This is a genomic window from Streptomyces sp. A3M-1-3, from assembly GCF_024213665.1.
Taxonomy (GTDB): domain Bacteria; phylum Actinomycetota; class Actinomycetes; order Streptomycetales; family Streptomycetaceae; genus Streptomyces.
On sequence record NZ_JANAVP010000003.1, the window covers coordinates 42437 to 64448 of the forward strand.

At 71.6% G+C, this 22012-nt stretch carries 26 protein-coding genes and 1 pseudogene; 5 read left to right on the plus strand and 22 right to left on the minus strand.

What is annotated here, in order from left to right; translation table 11 throughout:
* Positions 1 to 60 precede the first annotated feature (60 nt).
* From NLX86_RS03840 to NLX86_RS03855, 4 genes are read left to right on the plus strand one after another with little or no spacing between them, the layout of a single operon-like run.
* Positions 61 to 1482 (plus strand): ADP-ribosylglycohydrolase family protein, encoded by a 1422-nt coding sequence (locus NLX86_RS03840; RefSeq protein ID WP_374213834.1) that lies wholly within the window; start codon positions 61 to 63, stop codon positions 1480 to 1482.
* A complete protein-coding gene (gene rbsK, locus NLX86_RS03845; RefSeq protein WP_254370136.1) occupies positions 1479 to 2399 on the plus strand; it encodes a ribokinase in 921 nt (306 codons plus the stop codon). The genes NLX86_RS03840 and rbsK overlap by 4 nt, the downstream gene beginning before the upstream one ends.
* On the plus strand, positions 2396 to 3613 hold the full coding sequence (locus NLX86_RS03850; protein ID WP_254370137.1) for a CaiB/BaiF CoA-transferase family protein: 1218 nt from the start codon (positions 2396 to 2398) through the stop codon (positions 3611 to 3613). The genes rbsK and NLX86_RS03850 overlap by 4 nt, the downstream gene beginning before the upstream one ends.
* Complete coding sequence (locus tag NLX86_RS03855; protein WP_254370138.1) at positions 3610 to 4443, plus strand: CoA ester lyase; 834 nt, start codon at positions 3610 to 3612, stop codon at positions 4441 to 4443. Before NLX86_RS03850 ends, NLX86_RS03855 begins: the two co-directional genes overlap by 4 nt.
* A gap of 52 nt (positions 4444 to 4495) precedes the next feature.
* On the opposite strand, the gene lgt is transcribed toward NLX86_RS03855, so the two are convergent.
* The 11 genes from lgt to hisI form a co-directional block, all read right to left on the minus strand.
* Positions 4496 to 5491: a prolipoprotein diacylglyceryl transferase gene (lgt, locus tag NLX86_RS03860; protein WP_254370139.1), complete on the minus strand. Its 996-nt coding sequence runs from the start codon at positions 5489 to 5491 to the stop codon at positions 4496 to 4498.
* Positions 5492 to 5572: 81 nt separating this feature from the next.
* Positions 5573 to 6352: a thioredoxin domain-containing protein gene (locus tag NLX86_RS03865; protein WP_254370140.1), complete on the minus strand. Its 780-nt coding sequence runs from the start codon at positions 6350 to 6352 to the stop codon at positions 5573 to 5575.
* Positions 6353 to 6427: 75 nt separating this feature from the next.
* Positions 6428 to 7240: a tryptophan synthase subunit alpha gene (gene trpA, locus NLX86_RS03870; RefSeq protein WP_254370141.1), complete on the minus strand. Its 813-nt coding sequence runs from the start codon at positions 7238 to 7240 to the stop codon at positions 6428 to 6430.
* Positions 7237 to 8472 (minus strand): tryptophan synthase subunit beta, encoded by a 1236-nt coding sequence (gene trpB, locus NLX86_RS03875; RefSeq protein ID WP_254370142.1) that lies wholly within the window; start codon positions 8470 to 8472, stop codon positions 7237 to 7239. The genes trpA and trpB overlap by 4 nt, the downstream gene beginning before the upstream one ends.
* A 257-nt stretch (positions 8473 to 8729) precedes the next feature.
* Entirely contained in the window at positions 8730 to 8936 is a 207-nt protein-coding gene (gene trpM, locus NLX86_RS03880) for a tryptophan biosynthesis modulator TrpM (RefSeq protein ID WP_254370143.1), read from the minus strand.
* A gap of 8 nt (positions 8937 to 8944) precedes the next feature.
* The gene (gene trpC / locus NLX86_RS03885; RefSeq protein ID WP_254370144.1) at positions 8945 to 9754 is read right to left on the minus strand and encodes an indole-3-glycerol phosphate synthase TrpC; all 810 of its coding nucleotides are present in this window, start codon (positions 9752 to 9754) and stop codon (positions 8945 to 8947) included.
* Between the two features lie 160 nt (positions 9755 to 9914).
* A complete protein-coding gene (locus NLX86_RS03890) occupies positions 9915 to 10418 on the minus strand; it encodes a DUF2752 domain-containing protein (protein ID WP_254370145.1) in 504 nt (167 codons plus the stop codon).
* Between the two features lie 69 nt (positions 10419 to 10487).
* Positions 10488 to 10733: an HGxxPAAW family protein gene (locus NLX86_RS03895; RefSeq protein WP_254370146.1), complete on the minus strand. Its 246-nt coding sequence runs from the start codon at positions 10731 to 10733 to the stop codon at positions 10488 to 10490.
* Positions 10734 to 10813: 80 nt separating this feature from the next.
* Entirely contained in the window at positions 10814 to 11497 is a 684-nt protein-coding gene (locus tag NLX86_RS03900; RefSeq protein WP_254370147.1) for a TIGR02234 family membrane protein, read from the minus strand.
* Positions 11498 to 11511: 14 nt separating this feature from the next.
* Positions 11512 to 12999, minus strand: a complete 1488-nt coding sequence (locus NLX86_RS03905; RefSeq protein WP_254370148.1) for an anthranilate synthase component I — start codon at positions 12997 to 12999, stop codon at positions 11512 to 11514.
* Between the two features lie 15 nt (positions 13000 to 13014).
* Positions 13015 to 13395 carry a phosphoribosyl-AMP cyclohydrolase gene (gene hisI, locus NLX86_RS03910; protein WP_254370149.1) on the minus strand — a complete coding sequence of 127 codons (381 nt, stop codon included), beginning with the start codon at positions 13393 to 13395 and terminating at the stop codon, positions 13015 to 13017.
* 125 nt (positions 13396 to 13520) lie between these two features.
* Here hisI and NLX86_RS03915 point away from each other — a divergent pair, with 125 nt between their 5' ends.
* Positions 13521 to 14159, plus strand: a complete 639-nt coding sequence (locus NLX86_RS03915) for a TIGR03085 family metal-binding protein (protein WP_254370150.1) — start codon at positions 13521 to 13523, stop codon at positions 14157 to 14159.
* Positions 14160 to 14169: 10 nt separating this feature from the next.
* Here NLX86_RS03915 and NLX86_RS03920 read toward each other — a convergent pair.
* The 11 genes and pseudogenes from NLX86_RS03920 to hisD form a co-directional block, all read right to left on the minus strand.
* Positions 14170 to 15428, minus strand: a pseudogene (locus NLX86_RS03920) (MFS transporter).
* Positions 15425 to 15703, minus strand: coding sequence for a hypothetical protein (locus NLX86_RS03925; protein ID WP_254370151.1), 279 nt, complete (start codon positions 15701 to 15703; stop codon positions 15425 to 15427). The pseudogene NLX86_RS03920 and the gene NLX86_RS03925 overlap by 4 nt, the downstream one beginning before the upstream one ends.
* Positions 15704 to 15795: 92 nt before the next feature.
* A complete protein-coding gene (locus tag NLX86_RS03930; protein ID WP_254370152.1) occupies positions 15796 to 16014 on the minus strand; it encodes a hypothetical protein in 219 nt (72 codons plus the stop codon).
* Positions 16015 to 16081: 67 nt separating this feature from the next.
* Positions 16082 to 16837: an imidazole glycerol phosphate synthase subunit HisF gene (gene hisF, locus NLX86_RS03935; RefSeq protein ID WP_254370153.1), complete on the minus strand. Its 756-nt coding sequence runs from the start codon at positions 16835 to 16837 to the stop codon at positions 16082 to 16084.
* On the minus strand, positions 16834 to 17232 hold the full coding sequence (locus tag NLX86_RS03940) for a RidA family protein (RefSeq protein ID WP_254370154.1): 399 nt from the start codon (positions 17230 to 17232) through the stop codon (positions 16834 to 16836). The genes hisF and NLX86_RS03940 overlap by 4 nt, the downstream gene beginning before the upstream one ends.
* Complete coding sequence (priA, locus tag NLX86_RS03945) at positions 17229 to 17954, minus strand: bifunctional 1-(5-phosphoribosyl)-5-((5-phosphoribosylamino)methylideneamino)imidazole-4-carboxamide isomerase/phosphoribosylanthranilate isomerase PriA (protein WP_254370155.1); 726 nt, start codon at positions 17952 to 17954, stop codon at positions 17229 to 17231. Before priA ends, NLX86_RS03940 begins: the two co-directional genes overlap by 4 nt.
* Entirely contained in the window at positions 17955 to 18596 is a 642-nt protein-coding gene (hisH, locus tag NLX86_RS03950; protein ID WP_254370156.1) for an imidazole glycerol phosphate synthase subunit HisH, read from the minus strand.
* Positions 18593 to 18760, minus strand: coding sequence for a hypothetical protein (locus tag NLX86_RS03955; RefSeq protein ID WP_254370157.1), 168 nt, complete (start codon positions 18758 to 18760; stop codon positions 18593 to 18595). Before NLX86_RS03955 ends, hisH begins: the two co-directional genes overlap by 4 nt.
* Positions 18757 to 19350: an imidazoleglycerol-phosphate dehydratase HisB gene (gene hisB / locus NLX86_RS03960; RefSeq protein WP_254370158.1), complete on the minus strand. Its 594-nt coding sequence runs from the start codon at positions 19348 to 19350 to the stop codon at positions 18757 to 18759. The genes NLX86_RS03955 and hisB overlap by 4 nt, the downstream gene beginning before the upstream one ends.
* Positions 19347 to 20465: a histidinol-phosphate transaminase gene (locus tag NLX86_RS03965; protein WP_254370159.1), complete on the minus strand. Its 1119-nt coding sequence runs from the start codon at positions 20463 to 20465 to the stop codon at positions 19347 to 19349. Before NLX86_RS03965 ends, hisB begins: the two co-directional genes overlap by 4 nt.
* Positions 20462 to 21793 carry a histidinol dehydrogenase gene (gene hisD / locus NLX86_RS03970; protein ID WP_254370160.1) on the minus strand — a complete coding sequence of 444 codons (1332 nt, stop codon included), beginning with the start codon at positions 21791 to 21793 and terminating at the stop codon, positions 20462 to 20464. Before hisD ends, NLX86_RS03965 begins: the two co-directional genes overlap by 4 nt.
* Positions 21794 to 22012: the final 219 nt, after the last annotated feature.

Sequence of the window (22012 nt, forward strand, 5' to 3'; positions counted from 1 at the left end):
CACCTGCCGGCGACCAGCGCTGCGCGCCCGGACCGGCCGACGCCTCAGGCGCGCCGGCCCGTGACACCGAGCCCCACATCGCCCCGGCCAGAAGCCGCGCCCTGGGGATCCGGGGCCCCACCACCCGGCGAAGCCGGCGCCCGGGGGCCCGGGGATCTGCACCCAGGCCCCCGAAGCGGCCCCGCCCCAGCCCACGGCCCACTCCGGCCCGCAACCGGCGTCAGCACGCCAGCAGGCCATCCCGCCGCGCGCACCGCAGACCCCACCACCACCCCGCCACCCGGCGAAGCCGGCGCCCGGGGGCCCGGGGATCTGCACCCAGTTTCGGGAAGGGGCGGGGCCGGGGAGAACTCCCCGCCCGCACCCGGGACCGCCCGGCCCGGGGCCGACGCCGGGGTCACCGCGACCCGCGCCCCAACCGGCGGCCTCCTCCCCCGGCTTCATGCCGGCTGGCTCGGGCGGGCCGTCGGGTGTCTCCTCGGAAAGCCCGTCGAGAAGCTCCCCCTCCCCGCCATCCGCGCGCTCGCCCGCGCCACCGGCAACTGGCCCCTGCACACCTGGTTCACCGCACGCGGCCTGCCCGCTGACCTCGCGGCCCGCCACCCCTGGAACCGCCGCAGCGCGCCGACCTCCCTCGCCGAGAACATCGACGGGATGCCCGAGGACGACGACCTCAACTATCCGCTCCTCAACCTGCTTCTGCTCCAGCGGTACGGCAAGGGCTTCCGCACCACCGACGTCGCCCGGCTCTGGCTCGACGAGCTCCCGGCCGGCCGGACCTTCACCGCCGAGCGTCTCGCGTACCGCAACCTCCTCCACGGCATCGAGCCCCCGCACACCGCCACCCACCGCAATCCGTTCCGCGAGTGGATCGGCGCCCAGATCCGGGCCGACGTGCACGGCTGGACGCATCCGGGCGATCCGGCCGCCGCGGCCGAGCAGGCGTACCGGGACGCCACCCTCACGCACACCGCGAACGGCGTGTACGGCGCGATGTTCGTGGCCGCCGCCCTCGCCGACGCGGCCGGCGGCACCACCGACGTACACATCTGCCTGCGCACCGGCCTGTCCGTCGTTCCGCCGGGCTCCCGCCTGGCGCAGGCGATTCGCTTCGGCATCGATGCCGCCCGCGCCCAGCCCGACGACTTCGACCGGGTCGTGGACCGCCTCCACATCACCTACGGCCACCACCACTGGGTGCACGTCGTCCCCAACGCCGCCCTCCTCGCGGCCGCCCTCACCCACGCCGACGGTGACTTCACCGGCTCCATCTGCCGTGCGGTGTCCGGCGGCTGGGACACCGACTCCAACGGCGCCACCGCCGGATCCCTCGCCGGACTCATCGCGGGCAGTCCCGAAGCGATCCCTCCCCGCTGGACGGCCCCGCTCAAGAACCGCCTCGCCACCTCGGTCGCCACCCTGGACGGCATCGGCTTCGACACCCTGGCAGCACTCACCGCACAGGAGGCACTCCACCCATGACCAGGACGACCATCGCCGTGCTCGGCAGCACGAACATGGACCTCGTCGCCTACGTGGCGAAGGCCCCGCGCCGCGGAGAGACCGTGACGGGCCGCGAGTTCCGTACGGTCCCCGGCGGCAAGGGCGCCAACCAGGCGGTCGCCGCCGCCCGCGCCGGCGGCACGGTGGCGATGATCGGCGCGGTGGGCGCCGACGAGTTCGGCGTACGGCTGCGCGCCACCCTGGCCGCCTCCGGCGTCGACACCGACGGGCTCCGCACCGTCGAGGGCGCGAGCGGCACCGCGCACATCGTGGTGGACGACGAGGGGGGCAACTCGATCGTCGTGGTCCCGGGCGCGAACGGCACGGTGACCGGGCTCGAACCCGGCGACGAGGACCGGATCGCCGCCGCCGAGGCGCTGCTCCTCCAACTGGAAGTCCCCATGTCCGGCGTGCTCGCCGGTGCGCGCGCGGCGCACGCCCACGGCGTACGGACGGTACTGACCCCCGCGCCCGCCCAGCCGCTGCCCGCCGAACTCCTCGCCGTCACCGACCTGTTGGTCCCCAACGAGCACGAGGCCGCCGCACTCACCGGGCTCACCGAGCCGCACGAGGCGGCCGAGGCCCTCCTGCGCCAGGTACCGGAGGTGGTGATCACCCTGGGCGCGGCGGGCAGTCTCTACGCGGCCCGCGGCGCCGCCGGACCGGTCACCGTCCCGGCCCCACGCGTGCGCGCCGTCGACACGACCGCGGCGGGTGACACCTTCGTGGGGGCGCTCACCGTGGCCCTGGGCGAAGGCAGGCCGATGCCCGAGGCCCTGGCCTGGGCATCGGCGGCCGCCGCGCTCTCCGTCCAGCGCCCCGGCGCCTCCGCGTCCATGCCGGCGCGCAACGAGATCGACGCCCAGGCCGGCGCCCAGTCGGAAGGCACCGCATGACTGCCCCCACCCCGGCCACCGCCCCGGCCACCGCCCCGCTCACCGGCCTGCGCGTACTCGACCTCGCCACCCTCTTCGCGGGCCCGCTCGCCGCCACCATGCTCGGGGACTTCGGCGCCGAGGTCATCAAGGTCGAGCATCCGCACCGGCCGGACCCGTCCCGCGGCCACGGCCCGGCCAAGGACGGTGTCGGCCTGTGGTGGAAGCTGTTGGGCCGCAACAAACGCACCATGACACTGGACCTCTCCACACGCGGCGGCCGGGACATCCTGCTCGCCCTCGCCGCCGAGTCCGATGTGATCATCGAGAACTTCCGCCCCGGCACCCTGGAGAAGTGGAACCTCGGCTGGAACGAGCTGAGCGCCGCCAACCCCCGCCTGGTACTGGCCCGCGTCACCGGCTTCGGACAGTTCGGCCCGTACTCCCACCGCCCCGGATTCGGCACCCTCGCCGAGGCGATGAGCGGCTTCGCGGTGATCACCGGCGAACCGGACGGGCCGCCCACCCTCCCGCCGTTCGGCCTGGCCGACTCGATCGCCGCGCTCTCGACCGCGTACGCCGTGATGACGGCGCTGGCCGGCCGCGACCGCACCGGCCGCGGCCAGGTCGTGGACCTGGCGATCATCGAGCCGATCCTCATGGCCATCGGCCCGCACCCGATCTGGTACGACCAGCTCGGTTACGTACAGCCGCGCACCGGCAACCGCTCGTCCAACAACGCGCCGCGCAACACCTACCGCACCGCCGACGGCCGCTGGCTCGCGGTCTCCACCTCGGCCCAGTCCGTCGCCGAACGGGTCATGCAGCTGGTCGGCCGCCCCGAGCTGATCGACGAGCCGTGGTTCGCGACGGGCACCGGGCGGGCCGCCCACGCGGACGTACTCGACGAGGCGGTCGGCGGCTGGATCGCCGCGCACGGCCGCGACGAGGTGATCACCGCCTTCGAGAAGGCGGAGGCCGCGGTCGCCCCGGTCTACGACATCCGCGATGTGATGGCCGACCCGCAGTACCGGGCGCTCGACACGGTCACCGAGGTCCAGGACGACGAACTCGGTCCCCTGCGGATGCAGAACGTCCTGTTCCGCCTCTCCGAGACTCCGGGCGCCATCCGCTGGGCGGGCCGCCCGCACGGCGCGGACACCGAGGAGATCCTGACCGGGCTGGGGCTGTCCGGCCCAGAGATCTCGCGGCTGCGGGAGGGCGGCGCGCTGTGACGGACGCGTACCTGACCTGGCTGTACGCCCCCGGCGACCGCCCGCAGGTGGTGGCCAAGGCGCTGACTTCCGGGGCCGATGTCGTCATCGTCGATCTGGAGGACGCGGTCGCGCCGGGCCGCAAGGAGTACGCCCGCTCGGCCACCGCGGAGCTGCTCGCAGCCCCCCAGCCCGTCCCGGTGCACGTCCGCGTCAACGCCCTCGACAGCCCGCTCGGAGTCGCGGACATCCACGCCCTGGCCGGGCTCCCGGGCCTGGGCGGCCTGCGCCTGCCGAAGATCACGCACCCGTCCGAGATCCTCCACGTCGTCGGTCTGACCGGTCCCGACCGGCGCAAGGGCCCCCCGCTCTACGCGCTGCTCGAATCCGCCCTGGGGGTCGAGCGCGCCTTCGACATCGCCGCCGCCCACCCCGCCCTGCGCGGTATCGCGCTTGGCGAGTCCGATCTGCAGGCCGACCTCGGTGTCGCGGACGAGGGCCTCGACTGGGCGCGGGCGCGGACCGTGGTGGCCGCCCGGGCCGCGGGCCTGGCCCCGCCCACCCAGTCGGTCTTCCCCGACGTACGGGACCTGTCGGGTCTGGCCCAGTCCTGCGCGCACGGCCGGGCGCTCGGCTTCCTGGGCCGGGCGGCGATCCACCCACGTCAGCTGCCCGTGATCGAACGGGCGTATCTGCCCACACCCGAGGAGGTCGAGGCCGCCGAGGACGTCGTGAAGGCGGCCGCCACCGACGGCGGGGCGCTGGCCCTGCCCGACGGCCGCTTCGTGGACGCGGCGGTAGTAGCAGGAGCCCGCCGCACCCTGGCCCTGGCCCAGCGCTCGCGCCAGTAACGACGAAGGGGCCGCAGCACCGGTCGGTGCTGCGGCCCCTTCGCGCAGGTAGTCAGGAATTCTTCGCGGACTCCGGGCCGGCAGCGGTGCTGACGTCGCCGTCCGGCTCCCCGTCGGCCGACGGGGAGTCCTCGGGCTCGCCCGGGCCCTTGTGGGCAGCATCGGCGTCGGCGTCGGCGCCCTTGTCCAGGCTCACGGCGTCCGCGTCAGCCTTGTCACCCGCGCCGGAGGCAGACGGGGCCGGCTCCACGATCTCCTCGCGGCCCGGCCGCCGCTTCGCCGAGACGACCAGGTAGACCACCGCGAGCACGAAGACGACGATCGAGGTCCAGACGTTGAGCCGCAGCCCCAGCACATGATGTGCCTCGTCGACGCGCATGTACTCGATCCAGCCCCGGCCCACGCAGTAGGCGGCGACGTACAGCGCGAACGCCCGGCCGTGCCCGAGCTTGAAGCGGCGGTCGGCCCAGATGACCAGTAGCGCGACGCCGATGCACCACAGCGACTCGTACAGGAACGTCGGGTGGTACGTACCGGCGAGCCGGTTCTCGCCCTCGCTGATCTTCAGCGCCCAGGGCAGATCGGTGGGCCGTCCGTAGAGCTCCTGGTTGAACCAGTTGCCCCAGCGGCCGATGGCCTGGGCGAGGGCGATACCGGGCGCGAGCGCGTCGGCCCAGGCAGGCAGCGGGATACCCCGCCGACGGCAGCCGATCCAGGCACCGAGCGCGCCGAGCGCGATCGCGCCCCAGATACCGAGGCCGCCCTCCCAGATCTTGAAGGCGTCGACCCAGTTCTGGCCCTCGCTGAAGTACAGCTGGTAGTCGGTGACGACGTGATAGAGCCGCCCGCCCACGAGGCCGAAGGGCACCGCCCAGACAGCGATGTCGGCAACGGTGCCGGCCCGGCCACCGCGCGCGACCCAGCGCCTGTTGCCGAGCCAGACAGCGACGAAGACGCCGATGATGATGCAGAACGCGTAGCCGCGCAGCGGGATCGGTCCGAGATGGATCACGCCGGTCGACGGGCTGGGGATATAAGCAAGGTCCATGGCAGGTACGACGCTACCGTGCCGGGCGGGACCCCAGGCAACCCACCCGGCAACGTCTCCATAACTCCGTAACCCGGAGCGTCAGCCTTTCGCCACTTCCTCGACCTTCTGCCTCAGCTTGTCCGGGGTCAGCGGGTTCTGCTGGTCCCCGAAGATGTTCTCCCCGTTGAGCAGGACCGTCGGAGTGCCCTGGAAGCCACCCGCCTGGAACGCCTCATTGGACTTCACGGCCCAGCTGTCGTGAGTGCCCTCGTTGACACACTGCTTGAACGCCGCGGTGTCGAGTCCCTCCACCTTGCCCGCCAGCTCGATCAGCCGGTCGTTCTTGGCGAAGGCGTCGTCCGTCTCGGGCGGCTGGTTCTGGAACAGGACGTCGTGGTACTCGGTGAACTTCCCCGCGTCCTGCGCACAGGCAGCCGCGTTCGCCGAGCGCAGCGAACCGCTGCCGCCCATGTTCCCGTCGATGAGGGTCGCGAGGTGGTACTCGACCTTGAGCTGCCCCTCGTCCGAGAGCTCGTGGATCGTGTCCCGGTAGTTGTCCTCGAACGACTTGCACGCCGGACAGCGGAAGTCCTCCCAGATCACGAGGGTGGACTTGGCGCTGTCCTTCCCCACGGGGATCGCGAGAGCGTCCTTCCCGGTCGCGCCGCTCGGCGCGACGACAGGACCCGAGGCCTCCTCGCCGTCGTCGCCGGCGTTGGCGGCGATCAGGCCCACCACCGCGGCCAGGCCGAGCACGCCGACGACGGCGGCGGACACGATCAGCGTCCGCCTGCGCCTGTCGCGCGCCTTCTGCCGCTCGCGCTCCTCGATGAGTCGCTCACGGGCAGATCGTTTTCCATCACGGTTCTTCTCGCTCACTCCCCGCAAACGAACCGGGGAGGCACTCGCGTGCCTCCCCGGCCCCATATCCACCCGTACGAGCGACGCAAGACGTCAGCGGCGACGTACGCCCGCCGCCAGCTCGGCCGCCAGCGCCTGCACATCCACCAGGCCGGCCGCCAGATCCGGCGCGTCCAGCAGCCGCTTGACGAACGCGGACCCGACGATCACCCCGTCCGCGAACCCGGCGACCTCCCGAGCCTGCTCCGCATTGGACACACCGAGCCCGACACACACCGGAAGCTCGGTCGTCGCCCGAGTCCGCCGCACCAGATCCTGCGCCTGCTCCCCAACCGACTCACGGGTGCCCGTGACGCCCATCAGCGAGGCCGCGTACACAAACCCGGAACCGGCGGCCGTAATGGTGGCCAGCCGCTCGTCCTTGCTGCTCGGCGCCACCACGAACACCGTCGCGAGCCCGTGCTTCTCGGCATGCTCGCGCCACACCGCGGACTCCTGGACCGGCAGGTCGGGCAGGATGCACCCGGCGCCCCCGGCCTGCGCCAGCTCAGCCGTGAAGCGCTCGATGCCGTACCGGTCAATCGGATTCCAGTACGTCATCACCAGCACGGGCGCCCCGGTCGCCTCGTGCGCCTCACGCACGGTCCGCATCACATCAGCGATCTTGACTCCACCCCGCAGGGCGATGTCGTCGGCGGTCTGGATGACCGGCCCGTCGAGAACCGGGTCACTGTGCGGCAGCCCGACCTCCACCACGTCGGCGCCACCCGCGATGACGGCCTTCACGGCCTGGATCCCGCCGTCCACCGTGGGAAAACCGGCCGGCAGATAGGCGACCAGCGCCGCCCGGTCCTCCGCCTTCGCCTTGGCGAGGACAGCGCTCAACAACTCAACATTCCCGCTCACTTGGCCCCCTCCTCGTACAGCCCGAAGTAGCGGGCAGCGGTGTCCATGTCCTTGTCGCCACGGCCGGACAGATTGACGATCAGCAACCCGTCCTTGCCCAGCTCCCTGCCCAGCTCCAGCGCGCCGGCCAGCGCGTGCGCGCTCTCGATGGCCGGGATGATCCCCTCGGTCCTGGACAGCAGCCGCAGCGCCTGCATGGCCTCGTCATCGGTCACCGCCCGGTACTCGCCGCGCCCGGTGTCCTTCAGATACGCGTGCTCCGGCCCGATCCCCGGGTAGTCCAGACCCGCCGAGATCGAGTACGGCTCGGTGATCTGCCCCTCTTCGTCCTGCAGCACATAAGAGCGAGACCCATGCAGAATCCCGGGCTCCCCCGCACTCAGAGTCGCCGCGTGCTCCCCGGTCTCAATCCCATGCCCCGCAGGCTCAAAACCGACCAGCCGCACCCCAGCATCCGGCAGAAACGCGTGGAACAGCCCAATGGCATTGGACCCGCCGCCCACACAGGCCGCCACCGCATCCGGCAGCCGCCCGGCACGCTCCAGAATCTGCCTGCGCGCCTCCACACCGATGACCCGGTGGAAGTCCCGCACCATGGCCGGGAACGGATGCGGCCCCGCCACAGTCCCGAACAGATAGTGCGTCCGGTCCACGTTGGCGACCCAGTCCCGGAACGCCTCGTTGATGGCGTCCTTCAGCGTCCGACTACCCGACTTGACCGCCACGACCTCAGCACCCAGCATGCGCATCCGCGCAACATTCAGGGCCTGCCGCTGGGTGTCGATCTCCCCCATGTAGATGGTGCACTCGAGCCCGAACAGAGCACACGCGGTCGCCGTGGCCACGCCATGCTGCCCGGCACCGGTCTCAGCAATCACACGCGTCTTGCCCATGCGCTTGGTGAGCAGCGCCTGTCCCAGCACGTTGTTGATCTTGTGCGAACCGGTGTGGTTCAGATCTTCCCTCTTCAAGAAAACCCGCACCCCACCGGCATGCTCGGCGAACCGCGGCACCTCGGTCAGCGCACTCGGCCGCCCGGTGTAGTTGACCAGCAGATCCTCGAGCTCAGCGGCAAAAGCCGGATCGGCCTTCGCCTTGTCGTACTCGACGGCGACCTCATCGACCGCGGCAACGAGCGCCTCGGGAATGAACTTCCCACCGAAGTCACCGAAGTACCCCTCGGCGCTGGGAACTCGACCGTCCGGATCCGGAATGAAGAAGTCAGAAGACATCCGACATACTCCTCAGAAGGGGCTCCGCGCCCCATAAGTCTCAACGGGTGGATTTCACCGTATGCGCCAAAACCAACACATCCCGCACCCGGCAACGATGGGGAGGGGACGGACCGGAGCGGCCTGCTTTTCGGACGTAAAGCGTCGCAACACGCGCGAAGCGCGGTGAGGATAGCAGTCCGGAAAGTAGGCCGCGGAGGGCCGGCACCGTACGCAGAACGCACCGGCACCGCACCCCGGCCAAGGTTAAGGCGCGCTCAGCCGCGCCATCGCATGCCGTTGACCTGCCCCGGCTCCGACCCGATCACATACCGCACCCGCCGCCCATGCACCCGCCGCGCCGGAGCCCGGCAGCCGCGAGGCCGGCAGCCGCGCGCCAGCGGCGCATGCGGCAGCCGCGCCTGCACACCGGCGAACCGCAGACGCAGGCCAGGGCGGGCAACGGGGCGGCGGACAGCAGTCATGTGGGCGGTCAGCTCCGCCCGTGCCGCAGCGCCGGATGCGCGCCCGCCGCGACAAGGTCGGCGACGGCGGACTTCGGGTCCCGCCCAGTAACGAGCGACTCACCGACCAGCACCGCGTCGGCACCCTCATTCGCGTACGCGATCAGGTCGTGCGGGCCACGCACGCCCGACTCGGCGATCTTGACGATGCCGGCCGGAATCTCGGGGGCCACCCGCGCGAACGTCGAGCGGTCGACCTTCAGCGTCTTCAGATCCCGCGCGTTGACACCGATGATCTTCGCGCCGGCCTCGACCGCGCGCTCGGCCTCCTCCTCGTCGTGCACCTCGACGAGCGGGGTGAGCCCGATCGACTGGGCCCGCTCGATCAGCGAGACCAGGGCCTCCTGCTCGAGTGCGGCGACGATCAGCAGGATGACATCGGCGCCGTACGCCCGCGCCTCCCACAGCTGGTAGGCCGTGACGATGAAGTCCTTGCGGAGCACCGGGATGTCGACCCTGGCCCGTACGGCCTCCAGGTCGGCCAGCGAGCCGCCGAACCGGCGCTGCTCGGTCAGTACGGAGATGATCGCCGCACCGCCCGCCTCGTAGTCGGCGGCGAGCCCGGCCGGGTCGGCGATCGCGGCGAGCGCGCCCTTCGACGGGCTGGAGCGCTTGACCTCGCAGATCACCTTGACGCTGTCGCCCCGCAGCGCGGCGACCCCGTCCTTGGCCCGGGGCGCCTTGGCGGCGCGCTCCTTGAGCTCGTCGAGGCTCACACGCGACTGCCGCTCTGCGAGGTCGGCGCGGACACCTTCGATGATCTCGTCGAGCACACTCACGCGAGCGGCCCCCTTCCGGGACGGTGAAACGGGACGGGACAAGTGGTCTGGCTGGTTCACGGTGTAACGGGATCAGCACTCCCGATGATATCCGCAGGAAGGCGTAGGCCCCGCATCCGGTTGACGGCGTCCCACGTCCCGGACGACCGGAATGGTGCATTCAGGGCGCCAGAACAGCCCCGAAGGGCAGGTTCCGGACCACGGTGAAAGCCAAGACGACGGCCCCGATGCCCCACCAGTACACGGGCCGCAGTGCGGCAAGAGCCGGCCGCCAAGCCCGGCCCCGCACCGCGCGCACCAGCCATACGGCGATCAGGACGGCGAAGATCCCGTACCCGAGCACGGCGAGCGCGTTGGCGCCGAAGGCGGCGGCCAGATCGCCGTGCGCGAAGGCGTGGGCGCTGCGCAGCCCGCCGCAGCCGGGGCAGAGGACCCCAGTGAGCTTCAGCAGGGGGCAGACCGGGTAGTGGCCGGGCTCGTTGGGGTCGACCGCACCGGCGTACGCGAAGGCGGCGACCACCGCGGCCAGGGTGCCGACCGGCGCCGCCAGACGTCGAGCGAGCCGCTCGGGAGCGGGGGCCGCCGGAACAGCGGCGGCGGGGGCCGGACCGGGGGCCGGGGCCGGCCCCGGAGCGGGGGCGGCGGAAGGGGAAGAGGCGTCCACCCGGCGATTGTCCACGATCACGAAGAAAGGCGCAGCCCCGGTGGGGCTGCGCCTCACGTCCGAACGGGCTCAGCTGCTCTGGAGCTGCGCCTCGGCACGTGCCTGAACGCGGGCAGGGGCCTGCTGCTTCTGGCCGAGACCGGCGGCCTTCATCGCCATGCCGACCACACCGCCGAGCGCTACGACAACGAGGCCGGCCCAGAACCCGAGCGGGATGTCCAGCACCATGAAGGCACCGGAAATGCAGAAACCGATGAAGGCGATGGTGACACCGGTCCAGGCGGCCGGGGTGTGTCCGTGGCTGCTGCCCGCCATGACTTTGCTCCTCGTTGCTTTCGTTGACGCTTGTCGCTGGCTATTGTCCCGCACTCCGCGGGGTGAATGGGCCCGGGGTGTCAGGAGTCACGCGTCGGGTCACCCGTCGGGTCACGCGTCGGGTCCTCGCCCCGGTCGAGCGCCTTCCAGAGCTCCTCGGGGCGCTCGGGGTCCACCGCGCTGCGGGTCTTGCGTACCCGGGGGCTGCCGTCCCGCTCGTACCGCCCCGACATGGCGGGCCAGTTCGCCCCGTACCGCAGGGCGAGCAGCCCCGCGAGCAGGATCAGCAGGCCGCCGGCCGCCGAGACGAACGGCCAGGCGGTATGGCTGACGGCATCCACGGTGGCGGCGGAGTCGGCGGCGATCCGCGCCGCCTCCTCGTTGAGCGCGTCGCTGTCCGAGGCGCCCAGGAAGGCCGCCAGGGCCGCCCCGGCGCCGCTCAGGGCGAGCAGTGCGGCCACAAGCACCCGTCCTGCCCTGCGGACCGCGAAGACCGCGACGAGGGCGGCCAGACCCACGATGGCGAGCGCGGCCGGGACGCCGGTGACGTCACGGCCGTCCACGTCCAGCGACAGCGTGCCGCCGCCGACGGCGGCCGTGCCCTCGGCCCAGGTCTGCCCCGAGGCGAGCAACACCACCGCCGCGCCCACGGCACCGAGCAGCAGGGCGGGGCCGACGCTGCGGCGGCTGCTCCTGGCTGTCGGGGCGACTCCGGTCGCGGCCGGCGCGGACTCGGGCTGGGGTACGGCACTCACGCCCCCCACTATCCCCCACGGCCTCAGCCGCCGTGGAGGCGGTTCGCCGTGCCCACCGCCCGCAGCACGGCGGCCGCCTTGTTGCGGCACTCCGTGTCCTCGGCGACGGGGTCGGAGTCGGCGACGACACCCGCTCCGGCCTGGACGTACGCCGTGCCGTCGCGCAGCAGCGCGGTGCGGATGGCGATGGCCGTGTCGGAGTCCCCGGCGAAGTCGAGATACCCGACACAGCCGCCGTACAGGCCGCGCCGCGTGGGCTCCAGCTCGTCGATGATCTGCATGGCGCGCGGCTTGGGCGCACCGGACAGGGTGCCGGCCGGGAAGCAGGCGGTGAGTACGTCGAAGGCCGTACGTCCGTCGGCGACCCTGCCGGTCACGGTGGACACGATGTGCATCACATGCGAGTACCGCTCGATCGACATGAAGTCGACGACCTCGACGCTGCCGGGCTCGCAGACGCGCCCCAGGTCGTTGCGGCCGAGGTCGACGAGCATCAGGTGCTCGGCCCGCTCCTTGGGGTCGGCGAGCAGCTCGTCGGCGAGGGCCTGGTCCTCCTGCGGGGTGGCGCCGCGGTGCCGGGTGCCGGCGATCGGGTGCACCATGGCCCGCCCGTCCTCGACCTTGACCAGCGCCTCCGGGCTGGATCCGACGACGTCGAAGCCGTCGAAGCGGAAGAGGTACATGTACGGCGAGGGGTTGGTGGCCCGCAGTACCCGGTAGACGTCCAGCGCGCTCGCCCGGCACGGCGTCTCGAAGCGCTGGGACGGTACGACCTGGAAAGCCTCGCCCGCGCGGATGCGCTCCTTGATGTCGTCGACGGCGAACTGGTAGGCCTCGCCGCCCCACAGCGCGGAGAACTCGGGCAGCTCGGAGGGCGGCAGCGCGGCGGGCACGCTGTGCACGGACCGGGCGAGGTCGGCCTCCATGGCGTCGAGGCGCGCGACGGCGTCCGCATACGCCTCGTCGACACCGGTTTCGAGGTCGTTGTGGTTGATCGCGTTGGCGATCAGCAGGACGGTGCTGTCCCAGTGGTCGAGCACCGCCAGGTCCGAGGTGAGCAGCATGGTCAGCTCGGGCAGCTTCAGGTCGTCCTGCGTGTGGTCGCCGATCTTCTCCAGCCGGCGCACGATGTCGTATCCGAGGTAGCCGACCATGCCGCCGGTGAACGGCGGCAGGCCACCCGCGAGGTCCCGGGGGGTGTGCAGCGTCTCGACGGTCGCCCGCAGTGCCTGCAGCGGGTCACCACCGACCGGGACGCCCACCGGCGGGGTGCCGATCCAGTGCGCCTCGCCGTCGCGTGCGGTGAGGGTGGCGGCACTGCGTACGCCGATGAAGGAGTACCGGGACCAGGAGCGGCCGTTCTCGGCGGACTCCAGCAGGAAGGTGCCCTCGCGCTCGGCGGCCAGTTTGCGGTAGAGCCCGACCGGAGTGTCCCCGTCCGCCAGCAGCCTGCGGCTGACTGGGATGACACGGCGGTCGGCGGCCAGCTTGCGGAACGTCTCGAGATCCATGGCGGCTGAGCCTACCTACTGTCCAAGGGGGAGTTGGTCGGCATCGAAACACGTGCGGTCGCCGGTGTGGCAGGCGGCTCCGACCTGGTCGACCTGCACCAGGACGGTGTCTCCGTCGCAGTCCAGGGCAACGGACTTGACGTGCTGGACATGCCCGGAGGTGTCGCCCTTGACCCAGTACGCCTGGCGGCTGCGGCTCCAGTACGTGCAGCGGCCGGTGGTGAGGGTGCGGTGCAGTGCCTCGTCGTCCATCCAGCCGAGCATGAGCACCTCGCCGGTGTCGTACTGCTGGGCGATGGCGGGGACGAGGCCGTCGGCGCCGCGCTTGAGGCGGGCGGCGATGGCGGGGACGAGGCCGCCGCGCGGGTCCGGAGGCTGGGGTGTCGTGCTGGTCATACGCCCATTCTGCCGTGACGGCGCACCAGAACGGGACGACTGTCCGGCAGGTGGGCGGGGCGCGGGGAGGCCGCGCTCCGGCTCTGCCGTGGCAGCGCTGCGCATACGGTCGTACGCTGGCGGTCATGTCGACCCATGCGAAGCGTGAACGGCTACTTTTCGCCGATCTGTTGGAAGCGGCGGGGCCCGATGCCCTGACCCTGTGCGACGGCTGGAATACCCGAGACCTCGCCGCGCACGAGGTGGTGCGCGAGCGCCGCCCCGACGCGGCGGGCGGATTGCTGCTGGGCGCGCTGAAGCCGCGCCTGGAGCGGGTGCAGGCGGAGTACGCGTCGAAGCCGTACGAAGAGCTGATCCAGCTGATCCGCACCGGGCCGCCGCGGATGTCGCCGTTCGCCCTCAAGCCGATCGACGAGGCGGCGAACGCGGTGGAGTTCTTCGTGCACGCCGAGGACGTCCGGCGGGCCCAGCAGGACTGGACGCCGCGCGACCTCGATCCGGTGTTCGCCGATGTCCTGTGGAGCCGCCTCGAGAAGGCGGCCCGCGTGCTGGGCCGCAAGTCCCCGGTCGGGGTGGTGCTGCGCCGCCCGGACGGCCAGACGGTGGTGGCGCACCGCGGCACCCCGGTGGTGACGGTCACCGGGGAGCCGGGTGAGCTGCTGCTGTTCGCGTACGGCAGGCAGGGCGCGGCGCGGGTGGAGCTGGACGGCGACAAGGACGCGATCGCCATGCTGTACGAGGCGAGGCTCGGCCTGACGTCCTGAGCCCACGCGCTCAGCGCGGCAGTTCGGCGCGCCGCAGGGCGGGTGCGCACAGGCCGATGACACCGCCGGCCGCACAGATCGCGGCGCTGGCGACGAAGACCGGCTGCGGCCCCCAGAGGCCGATGGCCGCGCCGGTGAGCGGGAAGCTGAGCGGCGCGACACCGAGACTGAAGAGGCTGCAGACGGAGGTGACCCGCCCGAGGTAGGCCGGGTCGGCGGTGGCCTGTACGAGTGCGTGGCACAGGGCGCCGCTGAGCCCCGCGAGCAGGCCGATGCACACGCCGACGGCGGCCGCGGCGGGCACGGTGGGGACGAAGGCGAGCACGCCGATCGCGAGCGCGCCCAGGGTCAGCGACCACCCCTGCACCAGGCCGGCGCGCGGCAGCCGCCCGCGTACGGCAGCAGCAGCGAGGCCGCGCCCGCTCCCGCGCCGAAGCCGCCGATGGTCCAGCCCATGCCGCCCGCGCCCCAGCCGCGGTCCTCGGCGAGGAGGGTCAGTCCGACATTGAGCGGCCCGACGAAGCCCAGGTCGCCGATGCCGATGACCACGACCAGCGCGGCGAGGGTGCGGTGGCGGCGGATGTAGCGCAGCCCGTCGACGAGGTCGCGGCGCAGCGTGCCGGGGGCGGTTTCCGTCTCCGCCACGGGCAGGGCGGCAACCCGTACCGCCATCAGCAGGACGAGCGATACGGCGAACAGCGCACCGGCTATCAGGAAGGCGGCGGCCGGGCCGCCTGTGGCGACCGCCAGCCCGCCCAGCGGAGCGCCCGCGACATTGCCGACGCGCATGGCGAGGCCGCGCAGGCCCTGGACTCGGGTGAGCTGCCCGGCGGTGGTGATCCGCGGCGGCAGCGCGCCGACCGCGGGCATGAAGAGGGCGTCGACCGCGCCGAAGACCAGCGCGGCGACGGCGAGCAGCCAGAGTCCGGGCCGGGCGGCGAACAGCACGGCGGCGACGGAGAGGATCACCAAACAGCGCACGAGATCGCTGCCGATCACGACGCGGCGCGGCCCGAGCCGGTCGGCGATCACTCCCCCGCCGAGCATCAGCACCGCGCGGGGCAGGGCGCCGAGGGCCAGCACGAGACCGGCCTGGGACGGGCTGCCGGCCTGGACGGCGGCCCAGGACAGGGCGACGAAGTACACGCTGTCGCCGACGAGCGAGGCGGTGTACGCGCCGAGCCACCGCAACACATTGCCGTCCCGGTGCGCGGGGCGCTCCGGGACGGCATCGGTTATGACGGTGTCGGTTGCGGGCGGGGCGTTCACGCTGCCCAGTCGCGCAGCTGACGGGCAATTTCCTGAAGGTCGGCCTCGTCACTGCGGATGTCCGCTACGAGCTTGGCCATGCCGCCGGGCGGGAGTGTGAAGGGCGTCCCTGACTGCTCCATGTACTCCCACGCACAAGCCGCACCAATCACCGCGTTGTAGTCGGTGAACGGCCGCAGCCGCAGCGCCGTGTGCAGGAAGGTCGCCGCCCGCGAGGCGGCCTCCTCGTAGTACGGCTCGCCCGCGATGCGCTCGAACCTGTGCCGATCAGCCATGCACTGGAGCGCGCCCCAGTCCCGGATTGGCGTATTGGGCGGGGAAACATCGAGCTGGATGTTGAGGACCCATCCGGCATCTACGTAGAGGGTCACCGCAGACCCGCCGGGAACCTCTGCTCGAACTCGGCCTTCAGCTCAATCGCCTTCTTCACCGCTCCCTCGATGAACCGCTGCTTCTGCCGTCTGCGCACGACATCCTCGGTCAGTATGTCGTGGGCCAGCCGCTTGATCGCGACGCCCTGTTCTTTGGCTTCCGCGCGGAGCTCGGCCAGTTCCTCTTCGGTGAACTCGATCGTGATTCCAGGCATGAGATCAGACTAGAGTGACCGCAACCATGACCGCTACCCGATTCACTACCGCGAGCGCCAACTCGAACTAGCGAACGGGGTGGCCCGCCGCCCGCAGCGTGTCCTTGACCTCGGAGATCCGCAGCTCGCCGAAGTGGAAGACCGTGGCCGCCAGCACCGCGTCCGCTCCCGCCGCGATCGCCGGCGGGAAGTCGGCCAGTTTGCCCGCGCCGCCGGAGGCGATGACCGGGACGGTGACGTACTTACGCACCGCCGCGATCATCTCGGTGTCGTAGCCGTCCTTCGTGCCGTCCGCGTCCATCGAGTTGAGCAGGATCTCCCCCGCGCCCAGCTCGGCGGCCCGGTGCGCCCACTCGACCGCGTCGATGCCGGTGCCGCGACGGCCGCCGTGCGTGGTGACCTCGAACGTGCCCGCCTCGGTGCGGCGCGCGTCCACGGAGAGGACCAGCACCTGGCGGCCGAACCGCTCGGCGATCTCGCGGATCAGCTCGGGGCGGGCGATGGCCGCGGTGTTGACGCCCACCTTGTCGGCGCCCGCGCGCAGCAGCTTGTCCACGTCGTCCGTGGTGCGCACGCCGCCGCCCACGGTCAGCGGGATGAAGACCTGCTCGGCAGTGCGCCGCAGCACGTCGTACGTGGTCTCGCGGTCGCCGGAGGACGCCGTGATGTCCAGGAAGGTCAGCTCGTCGGCGCCCTCGGCGTCGTACAGCTTGGCCATCTCGACGGGGTCGCCGGCGTCCCGCAGGTTCTGGAAGTTGACACCCTTGACAACCCGGCCGTTGTCCACGTCCAGGCAGGGGATGACCCTTACGGCCAGCGTCATTCGGGGGCTCCTCGGAATGCTTCTACTTCTACTTCGACCAGGATGCGCGGGTCGACGAAGCCCTCGACCACGAGCAGGGTCGCGGCCGGGCGTACGGAGTCGAACAACTCCTTGTGCGCCCGCGACACCTCGTCGACGTCCCGCGCATGGGTCAGGTACATACGGGTGCGGATGACGGCCTCGGCACCGAGGCCGAACTCCGCCAGCGCCTCCATCACGTGGCCGAAGGCGACCTTGGTCTGTTCGTACGGGTCGCCCTCGCCGTACAGCACCCGGCCCTTGAAGGACGTGGTCCCCGATACCGAGACCCGGTCCCCCGCGGCTACGGCACGCGCGAAGCCGATCGTCTCCTCCCAGGGACTTCCGCTCTGCACGCGTCGCACCTCTCCGGTCATTCGGCTACCGCCGCCAGCGCCTCTTCCAGCGTGAACGCCTTCGCGTACAGCGCCTTGCCGACGATGGCGCCCTCCACGCCCTGCGGTACGAGCGTCGCGATCGCGCGCAGGTCGTCGAGCGAGGAGACGCCGCCGGAGGCGACGACGGGCTTGTCGGTGGCCGCGCAGACGTTCTTCAGCAGCTCCAGGTTCGGGCCCTGGAGCGTGCCGTCCTTGGCGATGTCGGTGACGACATAGCGGGCGCAGCCCTCGGAGTCCAGGCGCGCCAGCGTCTCGTAGAGGTCGCCGCCGTCGCGGGTCCAGCCGCGTCCGCGCAGCGTCGTACCGCGTACATCCAGACCCACCGCGATCTTGTCGCCGTGCTCGGCGATCACCTTGGCGACCCACTCGGGGGTCTCCAGCGCGGCCGTCCCGAGGTTGACCCGGGTGCAGCCGGTGGCCAGCGCGGCGGCGAGGGAGGCGTCGTCACGGATGCCGCCCGACAGCTCGACCTTGATGTCCATGGAGCGGGCGACCTCGGCGATCTGCGCGCGGTTGTCACCCGTACCGAAGGCGGCGTCGAGGTCGACCAGGTGCAGCCACTCGGCTCCCGCGCGCTGCCAGGTGAGGGCCGCCTGCAGCGGGTCGCCGTAGGAGGTCTCGGAGCCGGACTCGCCATGAACCAGGCGTACGGCCTGGCCGTCGCGGACGTCGACGGCGGGGAGGAGTTCGAGTTTCGCCATTTAGAGAGTCCCAATCCAGTTGGTCAGCAGCTGGGCGCCGGCGTCGCCGGACTTCTCGGGGTGGAACTGGGTGGCCCACAGGGCCCGGTTCTCGACGGCCGCCACAAAGGGCTCGCCGTGCGTGGCCCAGGTGACCCGGGGGGCGCGGATCCTCGGGTTGGTGATTTCGAGGGTCCAGTCGTGCACGGCGTACGAGTGCACGAAGTAGAAGCGGGCATCGGCGTCGAGACCCGCGAACAGCTCGGAGTCCTCGGGGGCCTTGACCGTGTTCCACCCCATGTGGGGCACGATCGGGGCCTTGAGCGGGGCGACCGTACCGGGCCACTCGTCGAGGCCGTCCGTCTCCACGCCGTGCTCGATCCCGCGCTCGAAGAGGATCTGCATGCCCACGCAGATGCCCATGACGGGACGGCCGCCGGAGAGCCGGCGGTCGATGATCCAGTGGCCGCGCGCCTCGGTGAGGCCCTTCATACAGGCCGAGAAGGCGCCCACGCCGGGCACGAGCAGCCCGTCGGCGGTCATGGCCTTGTCGTAGTCGCGGGTGATCTCCACGTCCGCGCCGACGCGGGCGAGCGCCCGCTCGGCGGAGCGGACGTTGCCGAATCCGTAGTCGAAGACGACGACTTTCCTGGCTGCGCTCATTCCCAGATTCCTTGGATCCGCAGGACGCCGGCGACCAGACACATCACCGAGCCGATCGCGAGCACCACGACGATGCCCTTGGGCATCTGCTGCTTGGAGAAGGAGTAGACACCTCCGGCGAGGAAGAGTCCGACGACGATCAGGACGGTGGAGAGGCCGGTCACAGGGCGCCCTTCGTGGAGGGCAGGATTCCGGCGGCGCGCGGGTCGTGCTCGCTGGCGTAACGCAGCGCGCGGGCCAGCGCCTTGAACTGGCATTCAACGATGTGGTGGGCGTTGCGCCCGTACGGGACGTGGACGTGCAGCGCGATCTGGGCCTGCGCGACGAACGACTCCAGGATGTGCCGGGTCATCGTCGTGTCGTACTCGCCGATCATCGGCGCCATGTTCTCCGGCTCGGTGTGCACGAGGTACGGGCGGCCGGAGAGGTCCACGGTGACCTGGGCGAGCGACTCGTCCAGCGGCACGGTGCAGTTTCCGAAGCGGTAGATGCCGACCTTGTCGCCGAGCGCCTGCTTGAAGGCGGCGCCCAGGGCGAGGGCGGTGTCCTCGATGGTGTGGTGGGAGTCGATGTGCAGGTCGCCGTCGGTCTTGACCGTGAGGTCGAAGAGGCCGTGGCGGCCGAGCTGGTCGAGCATGTGGTCGTAGAACCCGACCCCCGTCGCCACATCGACCTTGCCGGTGCCGTCGAGGTTGATCTCGACGACGACCGAGGTCTCCTTGGTGGTCCGCTCCACGCGACCTACGCGGTTCATGCGTTCTGCTCCTTCTTGACTGCGCGAACCGCTTCCAGGAACGCGTCGTTCTCGGCCGGGGTGCCCGCGGTGACCCGCAGCCGGCCCGGTACGCCGTTGTCACGGACCAGGACGCCGTGGTCGAGGATCTCCTGCCACGCCACGTGGGCGTCCGCGAAGCGGCCGAACTGGATGAAGTTCGCGTCCGAGTCGGTGACCTCGAAGTCGAGCGCCCGCAGCTCGCTGACCAGGCGGTCCCGCTCGGCCTTGAGCTGCTCGACGTACCCGAGCAGGGTATCGGTGTGCTCCAGCGCGGCGAGCGCGGTGGCCTGGGTGACGGCGGACAGGTGGTACGGCAGGCGGACCAGCTGTACGGCGTCGACCACGGCGGGGTGCGCGGCGAGGTAGCCGAGGCGCAGGCCGGCCGCGCCGAATGCCTTGGACATGGTGCGGGACAGGACCAGATTCGGCCGGCCCTCGATGAGGGGCAGCAGCGAGGGGTGGTGGCTGAATTCGCCGTACGCCTCGTCGACCACCACCAGCGCCCCGGCAGGGTTCGCCTTGGCCGCCTGCGCCGCCTCGTACAGGGCGAGCACGGTCTCGGCGTCGACCGCCGTGCCCGTGGGGTTGTTGGGCGAGGTGATGAAGACGACGTCGGGCCGCTGTTCGGCGATGGCCCGCGCGGCCTCCGGGACGTCCAGGCTGAAGTCCTCGCGGCGCGGGCCGGAGATCCAGCCGGTGCCGGTGCCGCGCGAGATGAGCGCGTGCATGGAGTACGAGGGCTCGAAGCCGATGGCCGTACGGCCGGGGCCGCCGAAGGTCTGCAGCAGCTGCTGGATGACCTCGTTGGAGCCGTTCGCCGCCCATACGTTGGCCGGGCCCACCTCGTGGCCCGCCGTACGCGTCAGGTACTTGGCCAGTTCGGTTCGCAGCTCGACCGCGTCCCGGTCGGGGTAGCGGTTGAGGGTGCGGGCGGCCTCGCGGACACGCTCGGCGATCCGCTCGACCAGCGGCTCGGGCAGCGGGTACGGGTTCTCGTTGGTGTTCAGCCGTACGGGCACGTCGAGCTGGGGCGCGCCGTACGGGGACTTGCCGCGCAGCTCGTCGCGGATGGGGAGGTCGTCGATCCCGGTCATCGCTGAGGCACCTTCCACGCGAAGCGCGCCTTCAGCGCAGCACCGTGCGCCGGCAGGTCCTCGGCCTCGGCCAGCGTCACCACGTGGTGGGTGACTTCGGCGAGTGCGTCGCGCGTGTAGTCCACGATGTGGATGCCGCGCAGGAAGGACTGGACGGACAGGCCGGAGGAGTGGCAGGCACAACCGCCGGTCGGCAGTACGTGGTTGGAGCCCGCGCAGTAGTCGCCGAGCGAGACCGGCGCGTAGGGCCCGACGAAGATCGCGCCCGCATTGCGGACTCGCGCGGCCACGGCGGCGGCGTCGGCGGTCTGGATCTCCAGGTGCTCGGCGCCGTACGCGTCGACGACCCGCAGGCCCTCCTCGATCCCGTCGACCAGGACGATCGCGGACTGCTTGCCGGACAGGGCCGGGAGGATCCGGTCCTCGATGTGCTTGGTCGCGGCGACCTGCGGCTCCAGCTCCTCCTCGACCGCGTCGGCCAGCTCCACCGAGTCGGTGACCAGGACGGCGGCGGCGAGCGGGTCGTGCTCGGCCTGGCTGATCAGGTCGGCCGCGACGTGTACCGGGTCGGCGGTGGAGTCCGCGAGGACCGCGATCTCGGTGGGGCCGGCCTCGGTGTCGATGCCGATGCGGCCGGTGAAGTAGCGCTTGGCGGCGGCGACCCAGACGTTGCCGGGGCCGGTGACCATGTTCGCGGGGGCGCAGCCGTCGGGCCCGTCGGTGCCGTACGCGAACATCGCGACGGCCTGGGCGCCGCCGGCCGCGTACACCTCGTCGACCCCGAGCAGCGCGCAGGCGGCGAGGATCGTCGGGTGCGGGAGGCCGTCGAAGTCTGCCTGAGGCGGGGAGGCCAGGGCGATGGACTCGACGCCCGCTTCCTGCGCCGGGACCACGTTCATGATCACGGACGACGGGTAGACGGAACGCCCGCCGGGCGCGTACAGCCCGACGCGCTCGACCGGCACCCACTTCTCGGTGACCGTGCCGCCCGGCACGACCTGCGTGGTGTGCTCGCTGCGGCGCTGCGCGCGGTGCACGATGCGGGCGCGCCGGATGGACTCCTCCAGGGCGGCCCGTACGGCGGGATCCAGCCGCTCCAGCGCCTCGGCGAGCGCCTCGGCCGGAACGCGTACGCGCTCCAGCCGCACGCCGTCGAACTTCTCCGCGTACTCGATCAGCGCCGCCGTGCCACGATGGCGTACGTCCTCGCAGATGGGCCGCACCTTCTCCAGGGCGGCTTCCACGTCGAACTCGGCACGGGGCAGCAGGTCGCGCAGGGCGGCACCCTCGGGGAGGGCGTCGCCGCGCAGGTCGATACGTGAGATCACGTGGCCAATTCTCTCAGACCGCCCCAGACCACCGGACGCCTGTATCACTGGCTGATACGCATCACTGGCTGATAGCTGCCCACCCGTCGCCCGACCGCCACCCCTCAGCGAGGCGCTTCGCGCCACCCCTCTGGTTTCAGAAGTCGCTCATGACCACTAGCGTTCAGCCCGTCACACAGCGGGAAGAACGGCTGTACGAAATCGGGGAAAGGGGCGGCC